Genomic DNA, 21,505 nt, shown 5'->3' on the forward strand with positions numbered 1-21,505 from the left:
CCCATAGCGTAAGCTAGTAAGATCCCTGAAAGATGATCAGGTTGATAGGTTCGAGGTGGAAGCATGGTGACATGTGGAGCTGACGAATACTAATAGATCGAGGACTTAACCATATAATATGAAGCAATGTTATCTAGTTTTGAAAGAATATAAAAAACTTGTTGACTTTCAAAGTTGAATAAGTTAAAATAATTCTTGTCTTAAATGAATACAGTCTGGTAATGATGGCAGAGAGGTCACACCCGTTCCCATACCGAACACGGAAGTTAAGCTCTCTAGCGCCGATGGTAGTTGGGACCTTGTCCCTGTGAGAGTAGGACGTTGCCAGGCAAAATGGAGGATTAGCTCAGCTGGGAGAGCACCTGCCTTACAAGCAGGGGGTCGGCGGTTCGATCCCGTCATCCTCCACCATATATGTCGGAGGGGTAGCGAAGTGGCTAAACGCGGCGGACTGTAAATCCGCTCCTTCGGGTTCGGCAGTTCGAATCTGCCCCCCTCCACCATTCTTAATTAATGGGCTATAGCCAAGCGGTAAGGCAACGGACTTTGACTCCGTCATGCGCTGGTTCGAATCCAGCTAGCCCAGCCATTAAGAGCCATTAGCTCAGTTGGTAGAGCATCTGACTTTTAATCAGAGGGTCGAAGGTTCGAGTCCTTCATGGCTCACCATTTTAACAAAATATGCGGGTGTGGCGGAATTGGCAGACGCACTAGACTTAGGATCTAGCGCCTTTGGCGTGGGGGTTCGACTCCCTTCACCCGCACTTTTAATAAAATAACTCATACATGTCTTGCGGAAGTAGTTCAGTGGTAGAATACAACCTTGCCAAGGTTGGGGTCGCGGGTTCGAATCCCGTCTTCCGCTCCAATTTTCAATATGACATGCCGGGGTGGCGGAACAGGCAGACGCACAGGACTTAAAATCCTGCGGTGGGTGACCACCGTGCGGGTTCGACCCCCGCCCTCGGCACCATATGCGCCCGTAGCTCAATTGGATAGAGCGTTTGACTACGGATCAAGAGGTTAGGGGTTCGACTCCTCTCGGGCGCGCTTTTATTAACGGGAAGTGGCTCAGCTTGGTAGAGCACCTGGTTTGGGACCAGGGGGTCGCAGGTTCAAATCCTGTCTTCCCGATTTCCCAAAAAATATGGGGCCTTAGCTCAGCTGGGAGAGCGCCTGCCTTGCACGCAGGAGGTCAGCGGTTCGATCCCGCTAGGCTCCACTTTATTTATTATATGTCTCGGAGGTATACCCAAGTTCGGCTGAAGGGATCGGTCTTGAAAACCGACAGGCGGTGAGAATCGCGCGGGGGTTCGAATCCCTCTACCTCCTCCATTTTATTTTTAAATGGTTTAGACATAAATAATATAGTATTTCTTTTTTCCTTCATGGAGGTATACCCAAGTTCGGCTGAAGGGATCGGTCTTGAAAACCGACAGGCGGCGAGAGTCGCGCGGGGGTTCGAATCCCTCTACCTCCTCCATTTTTTCTAAAGTAAATATTTTATCATCGCGGGGTGGAGCAGCACGGTAGCTCGTCGGGCTCATAACCCGAAGGTCGCAGGTTCAAATCCTGTCCCCGCAACCAAATGGTCCCGTGGTGTAGTGGTTAACATGCCTGCCTGTCACGCAGGAGATCGCCGGTTCGACCCCGGTCGGGACCGCCATTTATGTTGGCTCGGTAGCTCAGTCGGTAGAGCAGAGGACTGAAAATCCTCGTGTCGGCGGTTCGATTCCGTCCCGAGCCACCATTTTTTTATGCCGACTTAGCTCAATTGGTAGAGCAACTGACTTGTAATCAGTAGGTTGGGGGTTCAAGTCCTCTAGTCGGCATCCTTTAGGGGCATAGTTTAAAGGTAGAACTGAGGTCTCCAAAACCTCCAGTGTGGGTTCGATTCCTACTGCCCCTGTAAGTATATGGGCCTATAGCTCAGCTGGTTAGAGCGCACGCCTGATAAGCGTGAGGTCGATGGTTCGAGTCCATTTAGGCCCACCATATATTATTCCGCAGTAGCTCAGTGGTAGAGCTATCGGCTGTTAACCGATCGGTCGTAGGTTCGAGTCCTACCTGCGGAGCCATGGCCCGTTGGTCAAGTGGTTAAGACACCGCCCTTTCACGGCGGTAACACGGGTTCGAATCCCGTACGGGTCATAAAAAAAGAGTCAGCATATTGCTGACTCTTTTTTATTGTGTGTTAATCCTCCTTTATCAACTGATTTTCCTGAAATAAATAAAGGGATTTAGGAAAAGCTATGGTATGTATAAAAAGGAGGAGATACAAATGACACGAGTGAGAGACTTGATGAGCACTCATATTGTACATTGCACACCGCTAGACAATGTATATGAGGCCGCTGTAAAGATGAAAGAAGAATCGATTGGATTGATTCCGGTTGTTGAAAATGAGCAAGTTGTTGGTCTTGTTACGGATCGAGATTTAGTTGTTCGAGGGATTGCTGAGAAACATCCTGGATCTAATAAAATTACGAATGTAATGACAACAAACATTGTTTCAGTTTCTCCAGATGATTCTATTGAAAAGGCTACAGAGTTAATGGCGCAGTATCAAATTAGACGATTACCAGTAGTTGAGAGTGGTCAACTCGTTGGGATGCTGGCACTTGGAGATTTAGCTGTAAGAGAATCGGCAGATGATCAAGCGGGATTTGCTTTAAGTGAAATATCGGAGCATACGGAATGAAGTGAGAATGTAATTAGTGGAATAAGTTACGTATAAAAATCAGATACATTATTCTAGTATATATGGATTAAACTAATATGTTAGCATGATGTATCTGAGCCATTATATAATAAGTATATAGGTAGTAATTTCGACAGTTATTTAAAATTTGTCATTCTTAATTTTAAATAAGAGAAAAAATGATATACTGATAGATATAAGTATTATGATAGATTTTGAATATAACAATATTTATTGTTAATGATGTAATAACGGATTAATGTTTCCTATGTAGATAAAAGGGAAGGGGAATTATATGAGGGCTATACAGCGCGATCCAAATTGGAATTTGGTTACAGATACATATATAGAACCAAATAATTTCGCTGAATTATTTTCTTTACTTGTACCTTGTCATCCAAAAGGTGAAGGAAAAGAACGAACTATATTAGTGTGGAAAGAAAAAGAATTTTATAAAGAAGAAAATTTAGCTGCATTTATCGTATATGGAATGAACAAAGCAAAAAATTTGCCACAGTTTCATAAAGATGAAATTCCAACTTTAGTACGTATTCTTCGCTTATGTCAAGAAATCGGTTGGTATGAAGAAGCGAATACTTTTATGGTGACTCAAGGACTTGCTGAGTTTGTTCACACTTCATTGGAATATGAAACATGGGATCTTTTGACACAAGCGGTTGCTTTAAACTATTTAATTATTAAATATCGCATTGGTGAATTAACTGATGAAGATGTAGAAATTTGGGATAGAGTTAAATTTAATGAGAAATGTATAACGGACTGTAAACATCTATTATCCCATAAAGAAGTATTGGAATTTACATTCTTTTATATGTGTAAGAGAGCTAAGTTACTATCAAAAGAGCAATTAAATAGTGATATGATGAGTCTGGCGATGTATTGTAATACTTTTGTGTATGACTTATATACACATGACTTATTACGAAAATATCGTAAGTGTACAGACTTCCTATCATATTATGGACCTAGTCAAGCGGTGTTAGCTTGTCAAAGAGCTGTACTTTCTCAAATTTCAGATCGATTAGACCCATTGAAGACTACTCATGTAGATGATTATTTATATGTAATGAAAGATATGATGGAGCATATGACGATAGGAATAATGGATCGATACGATCATTTTATCGGAAAGTTATTATCATATGTGCCATTTTTCGAAATGATCCAAGTTCCACAACATGCATATTATTGTGAAGAATTATTATATATTTGTAAGGGCATTGAATATAAAGAAGAAATACTACGCAATTATATATTTATACAATTACATGATTGTTTACCATCATTCTTTAAGCTATTTCTTAAAAATAAGCGTTATGCAACGATTCATGATATTCTGTTCTATTGGTGCGATGATGAGCAAAGAATGAGCTTAGAGAAAAAATATAACCTTAGTTTTATTTATGAAAAATATGCTTGCGGATAAAGAGCATTTTCTATATAAAAATTTAATATAAATTAAAAAGGATCTCAAGTTTATGTGAGATCCTTTTTTTGTTAGTAAAGCAAGGAGAATGTAATTAAGACGAGAAATAACATTCCATAAAGGAGAAATTGTGCAGTATAGCTTCCTTGTATACCCAAAAAAGTATTTGTTTTTTTATATAAATTCAATATATATTTTATCGGATTATCTTTGAAAGATTGGTACACAGTGTCTCCTCTTTCTAAGCTTCTTGTTCGTGTTTTTTGTTATTAGGGACATGAATGTATCTAGCTATGAATAATAAAACAGCCATAAAGAATACGGGAAATACGGTAGATAAATAAAAACCATTACTAATAATATTTATTATTAAGGCACTTAATAGAAAGATGGCATTATAAATATGGGCAATTTTTTGTTTTAGTTGAACTTGAAAAGCTTCCATCATAATTTCTAAAGCAACAAAAGCAATGATAATAGATAAAAATACAGTATTTGTATTATAAATTACTAAGCAACAGATTAAGCCTAAAAAGGCTAAGTATTCAATTAAGAGAGGTATATTGCGTGGCATACAATTTACCTAACTAAATATGGCAGTGGGTTTACTGCATTTGTTTTTTCAAAATTCCATTCTCCATTGTGCAATTCAAAATGAAGATGTTGCCCGTATGAATGACCTGTGTTTCCCATATGACCTACTAATTGTCCAGCTTGTACTTGATCACCAGCTTGTACAGTGCGATCTTTCATGTGAGCATAGACTGTTGTATATAATTTCCCGTTTATTTGATGAGCGATGAACACAACATTGCCATAGCTAGCTGAATAATATGATTTCACAACTTTACCTACAGCCGCTGCCTGGATAGAGACATTACCCTGAGCTGCAATATCTATACCATAATGCATTTGTTCCCAGCGAATATCAAAGGTTGAACTAATTCTTCCTTGAGTAGGAAATTTGAAAACTGCTGGAATGGAAGTAGGCTGAGCTGTTTGGTCTTGTGATTGTGTTTGATTTTGCATCACATAATGTTTTGCCACATATCCGTATCCTGTGCCAAAACGAATTTTATACCAACTTCCTACAGTTTCCACTACTTGTAATTGTGTACCATTTTGTAATGAACCAAGTAGTGCGCTACTTGTACTAGCGTTGCTACGCACATTAAGTTTAGGTGTTGCCACTGTGTATTTCGTATTATTTTGAACTGTGATGCCTTTTACTAAAGGCTGTGAACCATTAGATACGAATGCCTTTTGTACGTAACCTGTTTTGCCATTATGTAAAATTTTATACCACTCGCCTTGTTCTTCTTGAATGGTAACGAATTTCCCATTTGGTAATACATCTAAAATTGAAGATTCTAAATTAGGTTCAGAACGAACGTTTAATGCATTGGCATTGACGATGTATTGATTATTAGATTGAAGTTTGTTTTTTAGTAGAATAGAATCTTTTTGTACGTAACCTACTTTATTATTAACAGATACTTTATACCAGCCATTAGTTGTTTCAAGTATGTTCACTTTCGTATTAAAGCGAATTGTATCAATTGATGAGCTATTTGCGTTATCTTTAGTATGTAAGGCTACTTGATCGACTTTGACATATCCAGTTTTCACATTAGATAATTGTTCAGCGTTGGCTGTTTGTACATTTGTTTCTCCCATAGAAGGAAGTAAAGAAGCAATTGCGACAGTAGTTGCTGTTAAAGCAGTAGCTTTCATATTCATATCATAGAGACCCCCTCTAGTTGTATAGTTGTAATTTTATTATAGTATAAAGATATAATATAGTGGGTGTATTCACATAAATGTAATGTTAAATCAATATAAAAATAAATTTTTTGAGGATAATGATTCCTTTTTATCCAATTAATTAGGATAATAATTTCTAAGATAGAATATAAGTATTATATAGTTTCGTTATTTTGTTGACAATTGAGAAAATTAAAACAGTTGATGATGTCTTATTACGGTGTTATACTGACAGTGATAATTTTATAGTTTGCTAGGAGAGCTGGTGTTGCCAGCTGAGAGTAAGACCTTAAGTCTTTGATCCTTTTTATTACCTGATCTAGATTATGCTAGCGTAGGGAAGCAATTTGGACACTAATAATGAGTCCCCGTTTCTTTGCGTATAGAAACGGGGCTTTTTTATTTGAAAATTTCATATTGAAACCACTAGGGGTGCTTGTTGTGCTGAGAGAGGAATAATCCTTAACCCTTACAGACCTGATCTAGATAATACTAGCGAAGGGAAGTGGAACAACGAATAAATTATAATTTTATTTGCTGTAACCACTTCTTATATAGAGAAGTGGTTTTTTATTTAGGTACACATATCGGAAGGGGATAGAGAAATGAAATTTTGCGATAGATTATTAGAAACAGTACAACCAGTTTGGGAGATGAGTCATAATCATCCATTTGTAGTAGGTATGGGGGATGGCACGTTAGAGAAAGATAAGTTTCAGTATTATATTATTCAAGATTATTTATATTTGTTAGATTATGCAAAGCTATATGCCATCGGTGTTGTAAAAGCAACGAATCCACAAGTAATGGGGAAATTTGCTGAACAAATTGATGGAATATTAAATGGAGAAATGACAATCCATAAACAGTATGCAAAAAGACTTGGAATTTCTATAGAGGAGATAGAGTCAGCAAAACCATCTGCTAAAAATTTAGCTTATACAAATTACATGATGTCTGTATCTCAAAATGGCACACTTGCAGAATTAATAGCAGCACTGCTTCCATGTATGTGGAGCTATTGGGAAATTGGAAAGCGTTTAAATGATATTCCTGGAGCAAGGGATCATGAATTCTTTGGTGAGTGGATTCAAGGATATAGTTCTGAAGAATACGGCAACCTTTGTATTTGGTTAATAGATTTATTAAATGAAATGGCAGTTGGAAAGTCTGAAAAAGAGCTAGATCGATTAGAGGAGATTTTCCTATATTCCAGTCGATTTGAATATTTATTCTGGGATATGTCCTATCGTAAGGAGATGTGGGGATTTGAGGAGCAAGAACATACTACAGTTTCATAATGTTTCTTTTCATTATGATGAGAAGCCAATCATCAATGAATTAAATGCTTCTATACAAGATAAAGAGTTTGTAAGTATTATCGGACCGAGTGGATGCGGGAAAAGTACTTTATTTCGCCTTATTACAGGTTTAGAAGAAGCAAGTACGGGACAGATAGAGCTGACAAAAACAAAGAGCCATCCTGTAGGGTATATGCCCCAAAAAGATATGCTCCTGCCATGGAGAACGATTATTGAGAATGCTGCCCTGCCGCTAGAGTGCCAAGGTGTACAGAAGAAAGAAGCACAAATAAAGGCAAAGGAACTGTTACATAAATTTGGCTTACAAGGGTATGAGACAAAATATCCGAAAGATTTATCTGGTGGTATGAGACAACGCGTATCTTTTATTCGAACTTTATTAACAGGCGGGGAGATATTGCTGTTAGATGAACCGTTTAGCGCGTTGGATGCTTTAACGAAGGCATCTTTGCAAGAATGGCTGTTTGAACAATGGAAAGAGTGGGAAAAAACAATTTTATTTATCACTCATGATGTGGAAGAAGCACTATTTCTTTCTAATCGAATTTTTGTTGTAGAAAATCAACCGATAACTACTTTAACCGAGAGGATTGTGCCGCTTGATCGTAATCGGACAAGAAAAGATTTATATAAGCCTGAAGTGTTAGCGCTTAAAGATGAGCTTCTTAGTATGTTACAAAGGCAGGTACTCGTATGATGAACCGGTTGAAGGAGCTATTACCTGCCCTTACACTTTCTAGTATTTTACTTGTCCTTTGGGAAGTAGGAGCAAGAATTGTAGACGAAATGTACATTTTACCGTCACCGTCGGCAATTGTAATGAAGATGTGGAAACTAAAAGATATATTATTTACGGTTCATTTGCCAGCAACATTATACGTCGTTTTAATAGGGGTGGCTATTTCTATCGTACTTGGGGTAGGGCTAGCGATGTTAATGAATGCGAGTAATTGGATGGAGAGAGCATTTTATCCATTATTAGTTGCTTCACAAACGATTCCTATTACAGCGCTTGCTCCGCTTTTCGTTTTATGGTTTGGATATACGATTTGGAGTAAGGTTGTTGTTACGGTTTTAATTACGTTTTTCCCAATTGCGGTCAATACGTATGATGGACTGCGCAGTACGAAAAAAGAATGGGAGGAGCTCTTAGTTACGTATGGGGCAACGAAAAAAGATATTTTTCTTAAATTAAAGTTGCCGTCTGCTCTTCCTTATTTTTTCTCAGCTTTAAAAATTGCAGTGCCGCTTAGTGTGATTGGGGCAGCAATTGGTGAATGGCTCGGTGCACAAGCGGGGCTAGGATATTTCAGTAAAAGAATGATGACGCAGTTAGACGGAGCAGGTGTATTTGCACCCATTGTATTGTTATCATTATTAGCTATTTTCTTCGTCATACTTATTTCGGTATTAGAAAAGAAATTCATTAGTTGGAGGAAGCATTCATGAAATTATTAAAACGCATCTTTGTGTTGACATTATTAGTTGCAATAATTGCTGGATGTTCTAGTAATTCAGCATCAGATAAGGGTAAAAAAGAAATAACGGTCATGCTTGATTGGTACCCAAATGCGGTACATAGCTTTATTTATGCGGCAATTGAAAAAGGCTACTTTAAAGAAGAAGGAGTGAAGGTGAATATTAAATTCCCTTCCAATCCGACTGACCCACTAACGTTAGCGGCTGCAGGAAAAGTAACGGTCGGCTTATATTATCAGCCAGATGTTGTCATAGCAAAAGCAAATGAACAAATTCCAGTGAAATCAATTGGAGCTGTCGTACGTTCACCATTAAATCATGTTGTATCGCTGAAGTCAGCAGGTATTCAATCGCCGAAAGATTTAGAGGGGAAAACAGTCGGATATTCTGGAACACCTTTAAGTGAGATGTATTTAAAAACGATGATAAAAGAAGCTGGTGGTAATCCAGATACAGTGAAAGTAGTCGATGTTGGCTTTGATTTAGTACCGGCATTAATTACGAAAAAAGTGGATGCAGTAACAGGGGCATACATTAACCATGAAGTACCTGTTATGCGTCATGAAGGTCATGAACCAGCATACTTTAACCCAGCAGATTATGGTGTACCGAATTATCATGAGCTTGTATTTGTAACAGGTGATAAAACGTTGAAAAAAGATAAAGAAGCGTTGCAAGCTTTCTTGCGTGGTACGAAAAAAGGTTATGATTTCATGAAGAAAAATCCAGATGAAGCATTAAATATTTTATTAAATCATCAAGAAAAAGAAAACTTCCCGCTTGTACCAGAAGTTGAAAAAGAAAGTATGAAGATTTTATTAGAGAAGATGGAAACGAAAGATGAGCCATTTTTATCAGATTCAAAAGAGTCATGGGAGAAACAAAATAAATGGCTGAAAGATAAAGGAATGACGAAAGAAATCGTTCCGGCCGATGAGTTATTCGAAAACATTTTAAAGTAGGCGAATGAATATGAAAAATGAGCTTCATGTAATCTCAAATGGTCACATGTCATTCAAAGAGTTAGTAGATGTAGCGATGCAAATTGAAAGTGAGATTGATTATTTGCATATTCGTGAGCGTGAGAAAAGTACGAAGGAATTATATGAAGGTGTGGAAAGTCTTTTAACGGAAGGCTTTCCAGCTTCTAAAATTGTTATAAACGATCGAATTGATATCGCTATTTTATTAAATATTCCTCGTGTTCAATTAGGATACAAAAGCGCAGATGTAAGGTCAGTGAAAAAAAAGTTTTCTTATTTGCATGTCGGTTATTCCGTGCATTCGCTAGACGAAGCGATAGTAGCATTTAAAAATGGAGCGGATTCACTCGTTTATGGTCATGTATTTCCGACAGATTGTAAAAAAGGTGTGCCAGCGAGAGGGCTTGAAGAAATTTCGGACATTGCAAGGAGCTTATCGATACCAATTATAGCTATTGGAGGGATTACTCCTGAAAATACAAAGGATATTCTGGTAAGTGAAGTAAGTGGAATTGCTGTTATGTCTGGGATTATAAGTAGTAGTAACCCGTATAGCAAAGCGAAATCTTATAAGGAATCAATAAGAAAGTGGGCGGAAAAACATGTGTAAGAAGTATGATGTAGCGATAATTGGCGGTGGTGTAATTGGGAGTTCAGTTGCACATTTTCTAGCAGAAAGAGGCCATAAAGTAGCGATTGTAGAGAAACAAAGAATTGCATCTGAAGCCTCGAAAGCAGCCGCTGGTTTACTTGGGGTTCAGGCAGAATGGGATGAATATGACCCTCTATTTGAACTTGCTAGAGAAAGCCGTGCTATATTTCCACAACTTGCAGAAGTTTTACGTGAAAAGACGGGTATTGATATTGGATATGAAGAAAAAGGGATATATCGCATTGCCCAAAATGAAGGTGAGAAGGAAAGAATTCTTCATATTATGGATTGGCAGCAGAAAACAGGTGAAGATTCCTATTTTCTAACGGGAGAACATTTGCGGGAAAAAGAGCCGTTTCTATCCGAATCGATTATAGGAGCGGTATATTATCCGAAAGATGGTCATGTTATTGCACCAGAGCTTACGAAAGCATTCGCACATTCCGCATCATTTTCGGGTGCTGATATATATGAACAGACAGAAGTGTTTGATATTCGTGTTGAAAATAATAGAGTAACTGGAATTGTTACAAGTGAAGGTATTATCGCGTGCGAGAAGGTTGTTATTGCCGGTGGTTCATGGAGCACGAAGCTATTAGGCGATTTTCACCGCGAATGGGGTACATATCCAGTTAAAGGAGAAGTAGTAGCAGTAAGAAGTAGAAAACCACTTTTAAAGGCGCCTATTTTCCAAGAAAGATTTTACATTGCACCAAAGCGCGGCGGACGTTACGTAATTGGAGCAACGATGAAGCCCCATACGTTTAATAAAACTGTGCAACCGGAAAGTATTACTTCTATATTAGAGCGCGCGTATACAATATTGCCAGCTTTAAAAGAAGCGGAATGGGAAAGTGCATGGGCAGGATTAAGACCACAATCGAATCATGAAGCTCCTTATATGGGAGAGCATGAAGAAATAAAAGGTTTATATGCTTGCACGGGCCATTATCGAAACGGCATTTTATTAAGCCCTGTTTCTGGTCAATATATGGCTGATTTAATAGAAGGAAAGCAAGAGAATCACTTGCTAGATTCATTGCTTTCTAAAACAGTTTAGAAAGGGGATGGAAGTTTGAATTTAAAAATTAATGGTAATCAAATAGAAGTGCCAGAGAGTGTGAAAACAGTAGCTGAGCTACTTACACATTTAGAGTTAGATAATAGAATTGTCGTAGTAGAGCGTAATAAAGATATTTTACAAAAAGATGATCATACAGATACATCTGTTTTTGATGGAGACCAAATTGAGATTGTAACTTTCGTAGGAGGCGGTTGATTATGTTAAACATTGGACCATTGTCATTTCAGTCTAGACTTTTATTAGGAACAGGGAAATTCCCTGATTTTGATGTACAGCAAAAGGCAATTGACGTTTCTGAGGCTGAAATTTTAACGTTCGCAGTACGTCGTATGGATATCTTTGATGCAAAGCAACCTAATTTATTAGAGAAACTTGATGTGAAAAAATATACGTTATTACCGAATACAGCAGGAGCAAAAAATGCTGAAGAAGCTGTTCGTATTGCAAAATTAGCAAAAGCTTCGGGGCTTTGCGACATGATCAAAGTAGAAGTTATTGGTGATGATAGAACGTTATTACCTGATCCAGTAGAAACGTTAAAGGCATCTGAAATGTTATTAGAAGAAGGATTTATCGTACTTCCGTACACATCTGATGATGTTGTATTAGCACGTAAATTACAAGAACTAGGTGTGCATGCAATTATGCCAGGAGCATCACCAATCGGTTCAGGGCTTGGTATTGTAAATCCGTTAAATTTAAGTTTCATTATTGAACAAGCGACAGTACCAGTTATCGTTGACGCTGGTATCGGTAGCCCAGCTGATGCGGCATTCGCGATGGAATTAGGAGCCGATGGTGTGTTATTAAATACGGCTGTATCAGGAGCAAAAGATCCTATTAAAATGGCACAGGCAATGAAATTAAGTATTGAGGCAGGACGTTTAGGATTTGAAGCAGGTCGTATTGCACGTAAACGTTGTGCAACAGCAAGTAGTCCTTTAGAAGGAATGAGCATAGTTGAATAATCGATATTCTCGCCAAGAATTATTTTTTCCAATTGGAGAAGAAGGGCAACGAAAGATAAGAGAAAAGCATGTACTCATTATCGGTGCAGGTGCATTAGGTAGTGCAAATGCAGAGATGTTTGTAAGAGCTGGTGTTGGCACAGTAACGATTGTAGACCGGGATTATGTCGATTGGAGTAATTTACAAAGGCAGCAATTGTACGCAGAGAGTGATGTGGAAAATAATCTTCCGAAGGCTGTAGCAGCAAAGAAGCGTCTAGAAGAGATTAATAGTGAAGTAAGAGTAGAAGCTCTCGTTCAAGATGTAACAGCTGAGGAATTAGAAGAGCTTGTTACAAACGTTAATGTAATTATTGATGCAACTGATAATTTCGAAACGCGTTTCATTGTAAATGATATAGCGCAAAAATATTTTATTCCATGGATTTACGGAGCATGTGTAGGGAGTTACGGCCTTTCTTACACAATTCTTCCTAGTAAAACGCCATGTTTATCTTGTTTATTACAATCGATTCCGCTTGGCGGGGCGACATGTGATACAGCGGGCATTATATCACCTGCTGTATCTCTCGTCGTTTCTCATCAAGTAACGGAAGCTCTTAAATTGTTAGTGGAAGATTACGAATCACTTCGAGATGGACTTGTATCGTTTGATGTATGGAAGAATGAATATTCATGTATGAATGTGCAAAAGCTTCGTAAACACAATTGTCCTTCGTGCGGAGAGAATGCATTATATCCGTATTTAAATAAAGAAAACACATCCAAAACAGCAGTTTTATGCGGGAGAAATACAGTTCAAATTAGACCACCTTATAAAGAAGAAATAGATTTTGAACGATACAAAGAGCTGCTGAATGATCGTGTGAAAGATTTAAATGTAAATCCATATTTATTATCATTTTCTGTGGAAGAAAAGAGATTAGTTGCTTTTAAAGATGGTCGTGTACTTGTACATGGAACGAAAGATATAAGCGAAGCAAAAACGATTTATCATCGCTATTTTGGGTAGAAAAGGATGAGTGGGATGAAAATAAATAAAGCTTTAACAATTGCAGGATCTGATAGCGGAGGCGGTGCCGGCATTCAAGCAGATTTAAAAACATTCCAAGAGCTTGGTGTGTATGGGATGACGGCAATTACGGCAATTACTGCTCAAAACACGCTTGGCGTTCAAGGGGTATATCCAGTTCCGTTAGAAGGTATTACGGAACAGTTGAATTCAATTGGTACGGATTTAACACCAGATGCTGTGAAACTAGGCATGTTATTTAGCAGCGAAATTATTCAAATTGTATCAGAACATATTAAGAAGTTTTGCTGGAATAATATTGTGCTAGACCCTGTTATGATTGCTAAGGGTGGTGCATCATTATTACAACAAGAAGCAGTACAAGCATTAAAAGAATATTTATTACCAGTAGCAACGGTTGTAACACCGAATGTTCCTGAAGCAGAAGTGTTAACTGGGATAGAGATTCATAATGTTGAAGATAGTAAGGAAGCTGCGAAAGTACTGCATGAATTAGGGGCAAAATATGTACTTATGAAGGGCGGACATGCAGAGTATCAAGGCAATGAAGTAATTGACTTACTCTTTGATGGAGAAGAGTTTATCGAATTTAGAAGTGAACGGATTCCTTCAAAGCAAACGCACGGAAGCGGGTGCACATTTGCTTCAGCCGTTGCAGCAGGACTTGCGAAAGGATACTCGATTGAAGAGGCAGTTCAAGAAGCAAAACGATTTATTAGTATAGCAATTGAAGAGCCATTGAATATTGGAAGTGGTCATGGACCGACGAATCATTTTGCATACAAATTGAATAAAGCATAAGCATAAAGAAAGGAAAAGTCAGTTTTACAACTGGCTTTTTTTCTGTTTACTTTTTCAAAATACAGGAGTAATATATCAGCCAGAATACATTTTTTTGTAAACGCTGAGTCCAAATATACGGAGCGGAGGAACCAATTTGTGCAGTGTCACTAGGGGTGAATCTTTCAATTTTGAAAGTAGGGCTACTCTCAAAGTCCGAATCCGACAGCTAACTTCGTAAGCGTCTTGAGAGAGGACGGTGCCATGATGGATACATCACTTCATCGATCTGATTAGTATAGGGGAATATCAATCTATTTTTGAGTTCTTTTATATTAAGGAGGATGAGGTACATGGAACTAACACTTATTTGTGTTGGAGGAGAAAGCAAGATAAATAGTTTAAGAGACCTAGTTGCATTTCAACATGAGTTAATTATTTTTACAGCAAATGAAGAGATAGCGGCTGAAGTTAGGAATTGTGGATTTGATTGGACGTATAGTTGTAGTAAGGAGCAGGATTTTACTAGTATTTGTGAGAGTATTAAGAAGGTGATTTTACTAGGGGATGAGCTTCCAATTGTTAGTTTCTTCACCGAACACATTCGCTTTTCTTTTCAAGCACCTATTACTGTTGTTACAAGGAATAAACGATATCCAGCGAGGCTCTATGAAACAATTGGAGCTAAATTTGTTGTGTTTACGAATTGTGATAATATTTCTTTTTTATTTTTTGAATAGGGTGGGGGAGAAGAAGATGAAGGTGTTGCTACTAGGAGATATAGCGAATCGTTGGGCGGTATCAGTAGAGCGAGTTCAAGAATTGATGGTGCTTGATCCAATTTTTCCAAGGCCATATATCATATTGCCATCGAAAGACGCTTTATATTTAAAAACAGATGTTATCGAATATGAGCAGCTACATGCAGAATTGTCACAAGTTTATATTCGCGGGAGAAATTTACGTGCTTTTTTACGAGGAGAATAAATAGTGAGTGAAAAAAGAGCGAATGCGAAGTGCGACAAGCTATGCACTTCATGTCATTCGCTCTTTTTATTGCGTATTTAAAAGGTCATTTCTGTGAAAAAGAAAGAAAAGAAGAGAAAATAGATGAAAGAATATTAATAATACTCAATGTAAGCGCTTAAACAGATAGATATTTTCTTATTTTCAGTAATTTCCCTCTTTACAAGTGAAATATAGAGGAGTATATTTACTCTCATAAATCATTCATAAAATTTCCAAAAAAACCTAAAATCGCTGAGTTCCAGAAATGGAGCGGGGGAACCAATTTTGTGCATCGTCACTTGGGGTGAATCTTTCAGTTTTGAAAGTAGGGCTACTCTTTAGGCCCGAATCCGACAGCTAACCTCGTAAGCGTTTAGAGAGGAGGTTTACTTTGTGTTGTTCATTTCGAACACTAAGTAGAGCTTAGTGTTCTTTTTTTGATAATCAGGTGGTAAATTTTTACAAAAAGAGAGGGATAGCTATGTTAGATGTTGTAATGATCGGGATTTTTGTTGTATTAGTTGCATCGATGGCAAGTCTTGCAAGTTGGTCAGATAAAGTTGTGAAAGAAGGGAAGCAATCATGATGATTGCCTTATCGGTTATTGTTGCAGCAATTACGGTGTACTTAGTGTATGCATTATTAAATCCAGAAAAGTTTTAATTAGGGGGAATTATTCATTATGATTTGGGTCGCAGTCGTTATTACAATGCTGTTGTTTATTCTTGTGGCAAAGCCAATGGGAATTTATTTAGAGAAAGCCTTTCAAGGTAGTGAAAAGCTAGATAAAGTATTCGGGCCTTTTGAAAAACTTATTTTTAAAATTACGGGTGTAAAAGAATACAATCAAACATGGAAACAGTACGCATTGTCATTAGTTTTATTAAATGGATTTATGATTGTTGTCGTATATTTCATTTTCAGACTACAAGGGGTATTGCCATTAAATCCAGCACACATTGAAGGAATGGAGCCTACGCTCGCTTTTAATACAGCAATTAGTTTTATGGCTGATACAAACTTACAGCATTATAGCGGTGAAAATGGTTTATCTTATTTATCACAATTAATCGGAATTACATTTTTAATGTTTGCAGCACCGTCAACGACGTTAGCACTCGTTATGGCATTTATAAGAGGGCTCGCTGGAAAAGAACTCGGTAACTTTTTCGTTGATTTTACGAGAGCATTAACGAGAGTATTTCTTCCTATCGCATTTATTGCGGCACTAGTCTTTGTCGCACTTGGCGTACCACAAACGTTAGACGGGGCCGTTACAGCACAAACAATTGATGGGGCAAAGCAAAGTATATTACGCGGGCCTGTTGCATCATTCGTTTCCATTAAGGAACTTGGAAATAACGGCGGTGGATTTTTCGGAGCCAACTCTACTCATCCTTTCGAAAATCCAGGGCAAATGAGTAATATTTTGCAAATGATGCTTATGATGTTATTGCCAACAGCACTTCCATTTACGTACGGGCGAATGGTAGGAAATAAAAAGCAAGGACGTATTCTTTTCGTATCATTATTCATGGTGTTCTTACTAGGATTTATTACAATTACGACATCTGAATTACATGGGAATCCAGTATTAAACGAAATGGGTATCCAGCATGTACAAGGAAGTATAGAAGGAAAAGAAGTTCGATTTGGAACAGTATTTTCTTCCCTTTATGCGACAGTAACGACAGCTGCGGAAACAGGTGCTGTTAATACGATGCATGATACGCTGACACCGATTGGCGGTTTAGTACCACTCGTAAACATGATGTTAAATACAGTATACGGCGGCGTTGGAGCAGGTTTTGTGAACATTATTATGTATGCGATGATCGCAGTCTTTATATCTGGATTGATGGTTGGACGGACGCCAGAGTTTTTAGGAAAGAAAATTGAAGGTAAGGAAATGAAATTAATTGCGGTAACGATATTATTTCATCCACTTCTCATTTTAGGATTTTCAGCGTTAGCCCTTTCGACGCATTTAGGAACAGACGCAATTTCTAATTCCGGTTTCCATGGTTTAACGCAAGTTGTATACGAGTATACATCGTCAGCTGCGAATAACGGATCTGGATTTGAAGGATTAGCGGATAATACACCGTTTTGGAATATTACAACTGGTTTAGTTATGTTTTTAGGGCGCTATTTCAGTTTAATTACGATGTTAGCTGTTGCAGCTTCCTTAAAAGAAAAGACGGTTGTGCCAGAAACAGTCGGAACGTTCCGTACGGATAATAGTTTATTTGGCGGCATTTTCATCGGAACAATTGTAATTGTCGGTGCATTAACATTCTTCCCGATGTTAGTACTCGGTCCAATTGCAGAATTTCTTACATTGAAGTAATGGAGGGTAAATGATGAGACCGGTAGTAGTAAAAGAAAAACAATTAAATGAGTCACAAATACATGCGGTAGAAGATGAAGTTAGACAAGCGAAAACGATGGATCGTGATATCGTAACACATGCGATGAAGCAATCCTTTGCGAAATTGAACCCGAAAGTGATGGTAAAGAATCCGATTATGTTTGTTGTAGAAATTGGATTTATCATTACGTTCATTTTATCTTTTCTTCCAAGTCATTCTAGTAGTGTACCAGGATGGTTTAATATAACAGTTTCTCTCATTCTCTTATTTACAGTTTTATTTGCTAACTTTGCAGAAGCGTTAGCGGAAGGACGAGGGAAAGCGCAAGCCGATTCTTTAAAACAATCGAAGAAAGATGTGTTTGCAAATGTTGTGAAAGAAAATGGAGATATCGTCCAAGTTTCAGCAACTGATCTGAGAAAAGGTGACGTTGTTATCGTAAAACAAGGAGAAATGATTCCTAGTGATGGTGAAGTAATCAAAGGATTAGCGTCTGTCGATGAATCTGCAATTACAGGGGAATCAGCTCCTGTAATAAAAGAAGCAGGCGGTGATTTTTGTTCCGTAACAGGCGGTACGATGGTCGTAAGTGATGAAATTACAATTGTCATTACAAGTAATCCTGGTGAATCATTTATCGATAAAATGATTTCGTTAGTAGAAGGGGCTGCACGTCAAAAAACGCCGAATGAGATTGCTTTAAATACAGTATTAACGAGTTTAACTCTTATTTTCTTAATCGTTGTTGTAACGTTGCCGATTTTTACAAATTATTTAGGATTTCAAATTGATACAGCTGTGCTTGTCGCATTGTTAGTTTGTTTAATTCCAACGACAATTGGTGGGTTATTATCGGCAATTGGTATTGCTGGGATGGATCGGGTGACAAAGTTTAACGTGTTAGCAATGTCAGGGAAAGCAGTAGAAGCTGCGGGTGATATTAATACAATTATTTTAGATAAAACAGGTACGATTACTTTCGGGAACCGGATGGCACATACACTGCTTCCTGTAGGAAATGAAACGATTGAGCAAGTTGGAAAATGGGCTGCGATTAGTTCTGTTTTAGATGAAACACCAGAAGGTCGATCTGTTATCGAATATGTAAAAACGAAGTCTCTATCATATGATAGAGCACTTGCAGAACAAGGTGAATTTGTTCCGTTTAAAGCAGAAACGAGAATGAGTGGTGTTGATTTACAGGACGGAACGAAAGTAAGAAAAGGTGCTGTCGGTGCCGTTATTGAATGGGTTAGGTCACAAGGCGGAACAATTCCGAAAGATGTAAATCAAAAAGCAGATTTCATTTCAAAAGAGGGCGGAACACCACTTGTAGTTGCAGTGGATAATCGTATTTACGGTTTAATTTATTTAAAGGATACAGTAAAACCAGGTATGCGTGAGCGTTTTGAACAGCTGCGTCAAATGGGGATTAAAACGGTCATGTGTACAGGTGATAATCCGTTAACAGCAGCAACGATCGCAAAAGAAGCAGGGGTAGATGAATTCGTTGCCGAGTGTAAACCAGAAGATAAAATTGCTGTTATTAAAGCAGAGCAAGATAAAGGGAAACTTGTAGCGATGACAGGTGATGGTACAAATGATGCTCCGGCATTAGCACAGGCCGATGTTGGATTAGCGATGAATAGTGGGACGACAGCTGCGAAAGAAGCGGCGAATATGATTGACCTAGATTCGAACCCGACAAAAATTATTGAAGTTGTAGGAATTGGTAAGCAATTGTTAATGACGCGTGGTGCGTTAACGACGTTTAGTATTGCGAATGATATCGCAAAATATTTTGCAATCATTCCAGCAATGTTTACACTTGCGATTCCGCAAATGGAAGCATTAAACATTATGAAATTAACATCACCACTGTCAGCTATTTTGTCAGCATTAATATTTAATGCAGTTATTATTCCATTACTCATTCCGTTAGCGATGAAAGGTATCGCATATAAACCGATGAGTTCGAATGCACTACTTGGCCGAAACCTATTTATTTATGGGCTTGGCGGAGTTATTGTACCGTTCATTGGAATTAAAGTAATTGATATGATTGTCGGCTTGTTCATATAAGGAAGAGGGGAAAAAGATGGCGAAGAAACAAAGTATACTATCACCGATTGTCCGTATTACTTTTACATTTCTAGTCTTATGCGGACTTGTATACCCGCTTATTGTTACTGGTGTTGCACAAGCAGTAATGAAGGATAATGCGGATGGAAGTCTAATATATAATGATAAAAACGAAGTGATTGGTTCTAAATTAATCGGTCAAAATTTCACAGATCCACGTTATTTTCAGGGGCGTGTTTCTAGTATTGAATATAAAGCAGAAGCATCAGGGTCTAATAACTATGCACCGTCTAATCCAGATTTAGCGAAGCGAGTAGAGAAAAGTATTGAAGAGTGGAAGAAACAAAACCGAGCCGTTCCAGTTACAGAAGTGCCGATCGATTTAGTGACGAATTCAGGTTCAGGGCTTGATCCTGACATTAGTCCGAAGGCGGCTTCCGTACAGGTGGAGCGTATCTCAAAATTAACGAATATCCCGAAAGAAACGCTAAATCAATTAATTAAAGATCAAACGGAAGGTGCGGCACTTGGTTTATTTGGAGAAGATCGCGTGAACGTTTTAAAGTTAAATTTAGAATTACAGAAACTAATGAAATAGTAACAGTGCTACCTCAATCTAATGGATTGAGGTAGCGTTGTTTCGAAAGAAAGGTTGTGTGTGTGTTGTATGCAGATGACTACAACCCGACGTTTCAAAGGCGAACGCCAGAGGAATATTTAGAATATATTCGGCAGCAAAATCGCGGACAGTTAAAGCTATATGTAGGAGCAGCTCCAGGAGTAGGGAAAAGTTATAAAATGCTCTTTGATGCAAGAGAGATGAAAAAAGACGGTATGGATATTGTCATTGGTTTAATTGAAACGCACGGAAGAAAAGAGACAGAAGAAGCAATTGCCGATTTAGAAAAAGTTCCTTTAAAAGAAATAGAGTATAAAGGGAAAGTATTTTATGAACTCGATGTGGAAGGAATTATAAAACGTGCACCGCAAGTAGTTGTTGTGGATGAACTCGCACATAGTAATATTCCCGGGTCTAAAAATAAGAAGCGTTATATGGATGTACAGGAATTGTTAGATGCTGGTATATCCGTATTGTCAGCGTTTAATATTCAACATTTAGAAAGTGTTCATGACATTGTAGCTCAAATTACGAATGTAAAAGTAAGAGAACGTATTCCAGATTTTATTTTACAAAAAGCAAATGAGATTCAGCTTGTCGATGCAACGCCCGAGGTATTAAGGAAGAGATTAATAGACGGAAAGATATATAAGGAAGAAAAAATAGAGCAAAGCTTACAAAATTTCTTTACGCTTAATAATTTAGGAGCACTCAGGGAATTATCACTTCGGGAAGTTGCCGATGATATGGACGAGAAAATTAGCCAAACCGTTATAGAACCGATTGGCGTAAAAGAAAAAATTCTCGTTTGTGTACAATACAGTTCAACAGCAGAGAAATTAATAAGAAGGGGATGGCGCATGGCAGATCGGTTAAACGCTGAATTGTATGTATTAAATGTTGAAAGAGAAAATATAGACTCTCTTTCAGCTGGTAAAAAGCAAACAATTGCAGAGTGGAAATCGCTAACGAATCAATTTGATGCGAGTTTTGTGTTAGAAGAGGCAAAAGGAAGAAAGCCAGCGGATGTTATTATTGAAGTTGCGAAAAGACTACAAGTAACGCAAATTTTACTTGGGCAATCGGCAAGAACGCGTTGGGAAGAAATTCGAAAAGGTTCTATTGTAAATGAAATTATGAGACAAACGAAACATATTGATATTCATATTGTTGCGGATCAAAGAGCTTAAAATAGAGACCATCTGTAGGTC

General features: G+C 37.9%; 22 protein-coding genes, 20 tRNA genes, 2 rRNA genes and 4 riboswitches. Of the genes, 42 read left to right on the plus strand and 2 right to left on the minus strand.

The genetic code is table 11. The features are described 5' to 3' along the window. The 24 genes from CO726_RS11740 to CO726_RS11855 form a co-directional block, all read left to right on the plus strand. Positions 1–113 (plus strand): 23S ribosomal RNA (locus CO726_RS11740); the annotation flags it as partial. 101 nt (positions 114–214) lie between these two features. Continuing rightward, positions 215–330: ribosomal RNA gene (rrf, locus tag CO726_RS11745) — 5S ribosomal RNA — on the plus strand. A 5-nt stretch (positions 331–335) separates the two neighbouring features. Beyond that, a tRNA-Val gene (locus tag CO726_RS11750) sits at positions 336–411 on the plus strand. Between the two features lie 8 nt (positions 412–419). Further along, positions 420–503: transfer RNA gene (locus CO726_RS11755), tRNA-Tyr, on the plus strand. Positions 504–514: 11 nt separating this feature from the next. Then, positions 515–589, plus strand: a tRNA-Gln gene (locus CO726_RS11760). Positions 590–593: 4 nt separating this feature from the next. Then, positions 594–669, plus strand: a tRNA-Lys gene (locus tag CO726_RS11765). A 14-nt stretch (positions 670–683) separates the two neighbouring features. Then, positions 684–764, plus strand: a tRNA-Leu gene (locus CO726_RS11770). 29 nt (positions 765–793) lie between these two features. Next, positions 794–868, plus strand: a tRNA-Gly gene (locus CO726_RS11775). Between the two features lie 16 nt (positions 869–884). Continuing rightward, positions 885–973, plus strand: a tRNA-Leu gene (locus CO726_RS11780). A gap of 3 nt (positions 974–976) precedes the next feature. Then, positions 977–1,050 (plus strand) — tRNA-Arg (locus CO726_RS11785). A gap of 10 nt (positions 1,051–1,060) precedes the next feature. Next, a tRNA-Pro gene (locus CO726_RS11790) sits at positions 1,061–1,134 on the plus strand. Positions 1,135–1,149: 15 nt separating this feature from the next. Next, positions 1,150–1,222, plus strand: a tRNA-Ala gene (locus CO726_RS11795). A 20-nt stretch (positions 1,223–1,242) separates the two neighbouring features. After that, positions 1,243–1,335, plus strand: a tRNA-Ser gene (locus tag CO726_RS11800). Positions 1,336–1,390: 55 nt separating this feature from the next. Continuing rightward, a tRNA-Ser gene (locus CO726_RS11805) sits at positions 1,391–1,483 on the plus strand. Between the two features lie 27 nt (positions 1,484–1,510). Then, positions 1,511–1,587 (plus strand) — tRNA-Met (locus tag CO726_RS11810). 3 nt (positions 1,588–1,590) lie between these two features. Beyond that, a tRNA-Asp gene (locus CO726_RS11815) sits at positions 1,591–1,666 on the plus strand. 8 nt (positions 1,667–1,674) lie between these two features. Then, a tRNA-Phe gene (locus CO726_RS11820) sits at positions 1,675–1,750 on the plus strand. A gap of 9 nt (positions 1,751–1,759) precedes the next feature. Continuing rightward, positions 1,760–1,832 (plus strand) — tRNA-Thr (locus CO726_RS11825). A gap of 6 nt (positions 1,833–1,838) precedes the next feature. Continuing rightward, a tRNA-Trp gene (locus CO726_RS11830) sits at positions 1,839–1,909 on the plus strand. Between the two features lie 9 nt (positions 1,910–1,918). Continuing rightward, positions 1,919–1,995: transfer RNA gene (locus tag CO726_RS11835), tRNA-Ile, on the plus strand. Positions 1,996–2,003: 8 nt separating this feature from the next. After that, positions 2,004–2,078 (plus strand) — tRNA-Asn (locus CO726_RS11840). A 1-nt stretch (position 2,079) separates the two neighbouring features. Next, positions 2,080–2,151, plus strand: a tRNA-Glu gene (locus CO726_RS11845). Positions 2,152–2,281: 130 nt separating this feature from the next. Then, entirely contained in the window at positions 2,282–2,701 is a 420-nt protein-coding gene (locus CO726_RS11850; RefSeq protein ID WP_099684363.1) for a CBS domain-containing protein, read from the plus strand. A 295-nt stretch (positions 2,702–2,996) separates the two neighbouring features. Continuing rightward, entirely contained in the window at positions 2,997–4,148 is a 1,152-nt protein-coding gene (locus CO726_RS11855; protein ID WP_099684364.1) for a DUF3965 domain-containing protein, read from the plus strand. 241 nt (positions 4,149–4,389) lie between these two features. Here the strand turns inward: CO726_RS11855 and CO726_RS11865 are convergent, their stop codons facing one another. Beyond that, on the minus strand, positions 4,390–4,722 hold the full coding sequence (locus CO726_RS11865) for a hypothetical protein (RefSeq protein ID WP_099684366.1): 333 nt from the start codon (positions 4,720–4,722) through the stop codon (positions 4,390–4,392). Positions 4,723–4,727: 5 nt separating this feature from the next. Continuing rightward, a complete protein-coding gene (locus CO726_RS11870; RefSeq protein WP_099684367.1) occupies positions 4,728–5,888 on the minus strand; it encodes an SH3 domain-containing protein in 1,161 nt (386 codons plus the stop codon). 269 nt (positions 5,889–6,157) lie between these two features. Next, a riboswitch (TPP riboswitch) is annotated at positions 6,158–6,270 on the plus strand. A 60-nt stretch (positions 6,271–6,330) separates the two neighbouring features. Further along, positions 6,331–6,433: riboswitch (TPP riboswitch) on the plus strand. An 84-nt stretch (positions 6,434–6,517) separates the two neighbouring features. Between CO726_RS11870 and tenA the strand changes: the two genes are divergently transcribed. The 18 genes from tenA to kdpDN all read left to right on the plus strand — a co-directional run bounded on the left by tenA (position 6,518) and on the right by kdpDN (position 21,484). Continuing rightward, positions 6,518–7,213 carry a thiaminase II gene (tenA, locus tag CO726_RS11875; RefSeq protein WP_000666826.1) on the plus strand — a complete coding sequence of 232 codons (696 nt, stop codon included), beginning with the start codon at positions 6,518–6,520 and terminating at the stop codon, positions 7,211–7,213. Further along, entirely contained in the window at positions 7,182–7,931 is a 750-nt protein-coding gene (locus tag CO726_RS11880) for an ABC transporter ATP-binding protein (RefSeq protein WP_099684368.1), read from the plus strand. Before tenA ends, CO726_RS11880 begins: the two co-directional genes overlap by 32 nt. Next, entirely contained in the window at positions 7,931–8,683 is a 753-nt protein-coding gene (locus CO726_RS11885) for an ABC transporter permease (RefSeq protein ID WP_098761739.1), read from the plus strand. The genes CO726_RS11880 and CO726_RS11885 overlap by 1 nt, the downstream gene beginning before the upstream one ends. Next, positions 8,680–9,675 (plus strand): ABC transporter substrate-binding protein, encoded by a 996-nt coding sequence (locus tag CO726_RS11890; RefSeq protein ID WP_099684369.1) that lies wholly within the window; start codon positions 8,680–8,682, stop codon positions 9,673–9,675. The genes CO726_RS11885 and CO726_RS11890 overlap by 4 nt, the downstream gene beginning before the upstream one ends. Positions 9,676–9,685: 10 nt before the next feature. Continuing rightward, a complete protein-coding gene (gene tenI, locus CO726_RS11895) occupies positions 9,686–10,306 on the plus strand; it encodes a thiazole tautomerase TenI (RefSeq protein WP_099684370.1) in 621 nt (206 codons plus the stop codon). Then, positions 10,299–11,408: a glycine oxidase ThiO gene (gene thiO / locus CO726_RS11900; RefSeq protein WP_099684371.1), complete on the plus strand. Its 1,110-nt coding sequence runs from the start codon at positions 10,299–10,301 to the stop codon at positions 11,406–11,408. The genes tenI and thiO overlap by 8 nt, the downstream gene beginning before the upstream one ends. Positions 11,409–11,423: 15 nt before the next feature. Then, positions 11,424–11,627, plus strand: a complete 204-nt coding sequence (thiS, locus tag CO726_RS11905; protein WP_001049505.1) for a sulfur carrier protein ThiS — start codon at positions 11,424–11,426, stop codon at positions 11,625–11,627. Between the two features lie 2 nt (positions 11,628–11,629). After that, positions 11,630–12,400: a thiazole synthase gene (gene thiG, locus CO726_RS11910; protein WP_099684372.1), complete on the plus strand. Its 771-nt coding sequence runs from the start codon at positions 11,630–11,632 to the stop codon at positions 12,398–12,400. Continuing rightward, positions 12,393–13,412 carry a thiazole biosynthesis adenylyltransferase ThiF gene (locus CO726_RS11915; RefSeq protein WP_099684373.1) on the plus strand — a complete coding sequence of 340 codons (1,020 nt, stop codon included), beginning with the start codon at positions 12,393–12,395 and terminating at the stop codon, positions 13,410–13,412. The genes thiG and CO726_RS11915 overlap by 8 nt, the downstream gene beginning before the upstream one ends. A 6-nt stretch (positions 13,413–13,418) precedes the next feature. Next, positions 13,419–14,234, plus strand: a complete 816-nt coding sequence (gene thiD / locus CO726_RS11920) for a bifunctional hydroxymethylpyrimidine kinase/phosphomethylpyrimidine kinase (protein WP_136699573.1) — start codon at positions 13,419–13,421, stop codon at positions 14,232–14,234. A 91-nt stretch (positions 14,235–14,325) separates the two neighbouring features. Further along, positions 14,326–14,473, plus strand: a riboswitch (cyclic di-AMP (ydaO/yuaA leader). Positions 14,474–14,566: 93 nt separating this feature from the next. Next, a complete protein-coding gene (locus CO726_RS11925) occupies positions 14,567–14,953 on the plus strand; it encodes a hypothetical protein (protein WP_136699575.1) in 387 nt (128 codons plus the stop codon). A gap of 16 nt (positions 14,954–14,969) precedes the next feature. Further along, the gene (locus CO726_RS11930; RefSeq protein WP_136699577.1) at positions 14,970–15,200 is read left to right on the plus strand and encodes a hypothetical protein; all 231 of its coding nucleotides are present in this window, start codon (positions 14,970–14,972) and stop codon (positions 15,198–15,200) included. A 261-nt stretch (positions 15,201–15,461) separates the two neighbouring features. After that, a riboswitch (cyclic di-AMP (ydaO/yuaA leader) is annotated at positions 15,462–15,607 on the plus strand. 95 nt (positions 15,608–15,702) lie between these two features. After that, entirely contained in the window at positions 15,703–15,807 is a 105-nt protein-coding gene (locus tag CO726_RS11940; RefSeq protein WP_000887889.1) for a SipW-dependent-type signal peptide-containing protein, read from the plus strand. Beyond that, positions 15,804–15,884: a K(+)-transporting ATPase subunit F gene (kdpF, locus tag CO726_RS11945; RefSeq protein WP_000972378.1), complete on the plus strand. Its 81-nt coding sequence runs from the start codon at positions 15,804–15,806 to the stop codon at positions 15,882–15,884. Before CO726_RS11940 ends, kdpF begins: the two co-directional genes overlap by 4 nt. Before the next feature lie 19 nt (positions 15,885–15,903). Continuing rightward, on the plus strand, positions 15,904–17,571 hold the full coding sequence (gene kdpA / locus CO726_RS11950) for a potassium-transporting ATPase subunit KdpA (protein WP_099684377.1): 1,668 nt from the start codon (positions 15,904–15,906) through the stop codon (positions 17,569–17,571). Between the two features lie 13 nt (positions 17,572–17,584). Beyond that, positions 17,585–19,675, plus strand: a complete 2,091-nt coding sequence (gene kdpB / locus CO726_RS11955) for a potassium-transporting ATPase subunit KdpB (RefSeq protein ID WP_136699579.1) — start codon at positions 17,585–17,587, stop codon at positions 19,673–19,675. Between the two features lie 16 nt (positions 19,676–19,691). Then, positions 19,692–20,273: a K(+)-transporting ATPase subunit C gene (kdpC, locus tag CO726_RS11960; RefSeq protein ID WP_099684379.1), complete on the plus strand. Its 582-nt coding sequence runs from the start codon at positions 19,692–19,694 to the stop codon at positions 20,271–20,273. 56 nt (positions 20,274–20,329) lie between these two features. Then, positions 20,330–21,484 carry a KdpD-like non-kinase potassium sensor gene (gene kdpDN / locus CO726_RS11965; protein WP_099684380.1) on the plus strand — a complete coding sequence of 385 codons (1,155 nt, stop codon included), beginning with the start codon at positions 20,330–20,332 and terminating at the stop codon, positions 21,482–21,484. The last annotated feature ends 21 nt before the right edge of the window (positions 21,485–21,505 follow it).

Origin of the sequence: Bacillus fungorum (assembly GCF_002746455.1) — a bacterium.
Classification (GTDB): Bacteria; Bacillota; Bacilli; order Bacillales; family Bacillaceae_G; genus Bacillus_A; species Bacillus_A fungorum.

What these genes read in the sequence shown, in the direction of transcription:
- CO726_RS11850 (WP_099684363.1), top strand. Translation starts at nt 2,282, where the DNA reads ATGACACGAGTGAGAGACTTGATGAGCACTCATATTGTACATTGCACA.
- CO726_RS11855 (WP_099684364.1), top strand. Translation starts at nt 2,997, where the DNA reads ATGAGGGCTATACAGCGCGATCCAAATTGGAATTTGGTTACAGATACA.
- CO726_RS11865 (WP_099684366.1), bottom strand. Translation starts at nt 4,722, where the DNA reads ATGCCACGCAATATACCTCTCTTAATTGAATACTTAGCCTTTTTAGGC.
- CO726_RS11870 (WP_099684367.1), bottom strand. Translation starts at nt 5,888, where the DNA reads ATGAATATGAAAGCTACTGCTTTAACAGCAACTACTGTCGCAATTGCT.
- tenA (WP_000666826.1), top strand. Translation starts at nt 6,518, where the DNA reads ATGAAATTTTGCGATAGATTATTAGAAACAGTACAACCAGTTTGGGAG.
- CO726_RS11885 (WP_098761739.1), top strand. Translation starts at nt 7,931, where the DNA reads ATGAACCGGTTGAAGGAGCTATTACCTGCCCTTACACTTTCTAGTATT.
- CO726_RS11890 (WP_099684369.1), top strand. Translation starts at nt 8,680, where the DNA reads ATGAAATTATTAAAACGCATCTTTGTGTTGACATTATTAGTTGCAATA.
- tenI (WP_099684370.1), top strand. Translation starts at nt 9,686, where the DNA reads ATGAAAAATGAGCTTCATGTAATCTCAAATGGTCACATGTCATTCAAA.
- thiO (WP_099684371.1), top strand. Translation starts at nt 10,299, where the DNA reads ATGTGTAAGAAGTATGATGTAGCGATAATTGGCGGTGGTGTAATTGGG.
- thiG (WP_099684372.1), top strand. Translation starts at nt 11,630, where the DNA reads ATGTTAAACATTGGACCATTGTCATTTCAGTCTAGACTTTTATTAGGA.
- thiD (WP_136699573.1), top strand. Translation starts at nt 13,419, where the DNA reads ATGAGTGGGATGAAAATAAATAAAGCTTTAACAATTGCAGGATCTGAT.
- CO726_RS11925 (WP_136699575.1), top strand. Translation starts at nt 14,567, where the DNA reads ATGGAACTAACACTTATTTGTGTTGGAGGAGAAAGCAAGATAAATAGT.
- CO726_RS11930 (WP_136699577.1), top strand. Translation starts at nt 14,970, where the DNA reads ATGAAGGTGTTGCTACTAGGAGATATAGCGAATCGTTGGGCGGTATCA.
- CO726_RS11940 (WP_000887889.1), top strand. Translation starts at nt 15,703, where the DNA reads ATGTTAGATGTTGTAATGATCGGGATTTTTGTTGTATTAGTTGCATCG.
- kdpF (WP_000972378.1), top strand. Translation starts at nt 15,804, where the DNA reads ATGATGATTGCCTTATCGGTTATTGTTGCAGCAATTACGGTGTACTTA.
- kdpA (WP_099684377.1), top strand. Translation starts at nt 15,904, where the DNA reads ATGATTTGGGTCGCAGTCGTTATTACAATGCTGTTGTTTATTCTTGTG.
- kdpB (WP_136699579.1), top strand. Translation starts at nt 17,585, where the DNA reads ATGAGACCGGTAGTAGTAAAAGAAAAACAATTAAATGAGTCACAAATA.
- kdpC (WP_099684379.1), top strand. Translation starts at nt 19,692, where the DNA reads ATGGCGAAGAAACAAAGTATACTATCACCGATTGTCCGTATTACTTTT.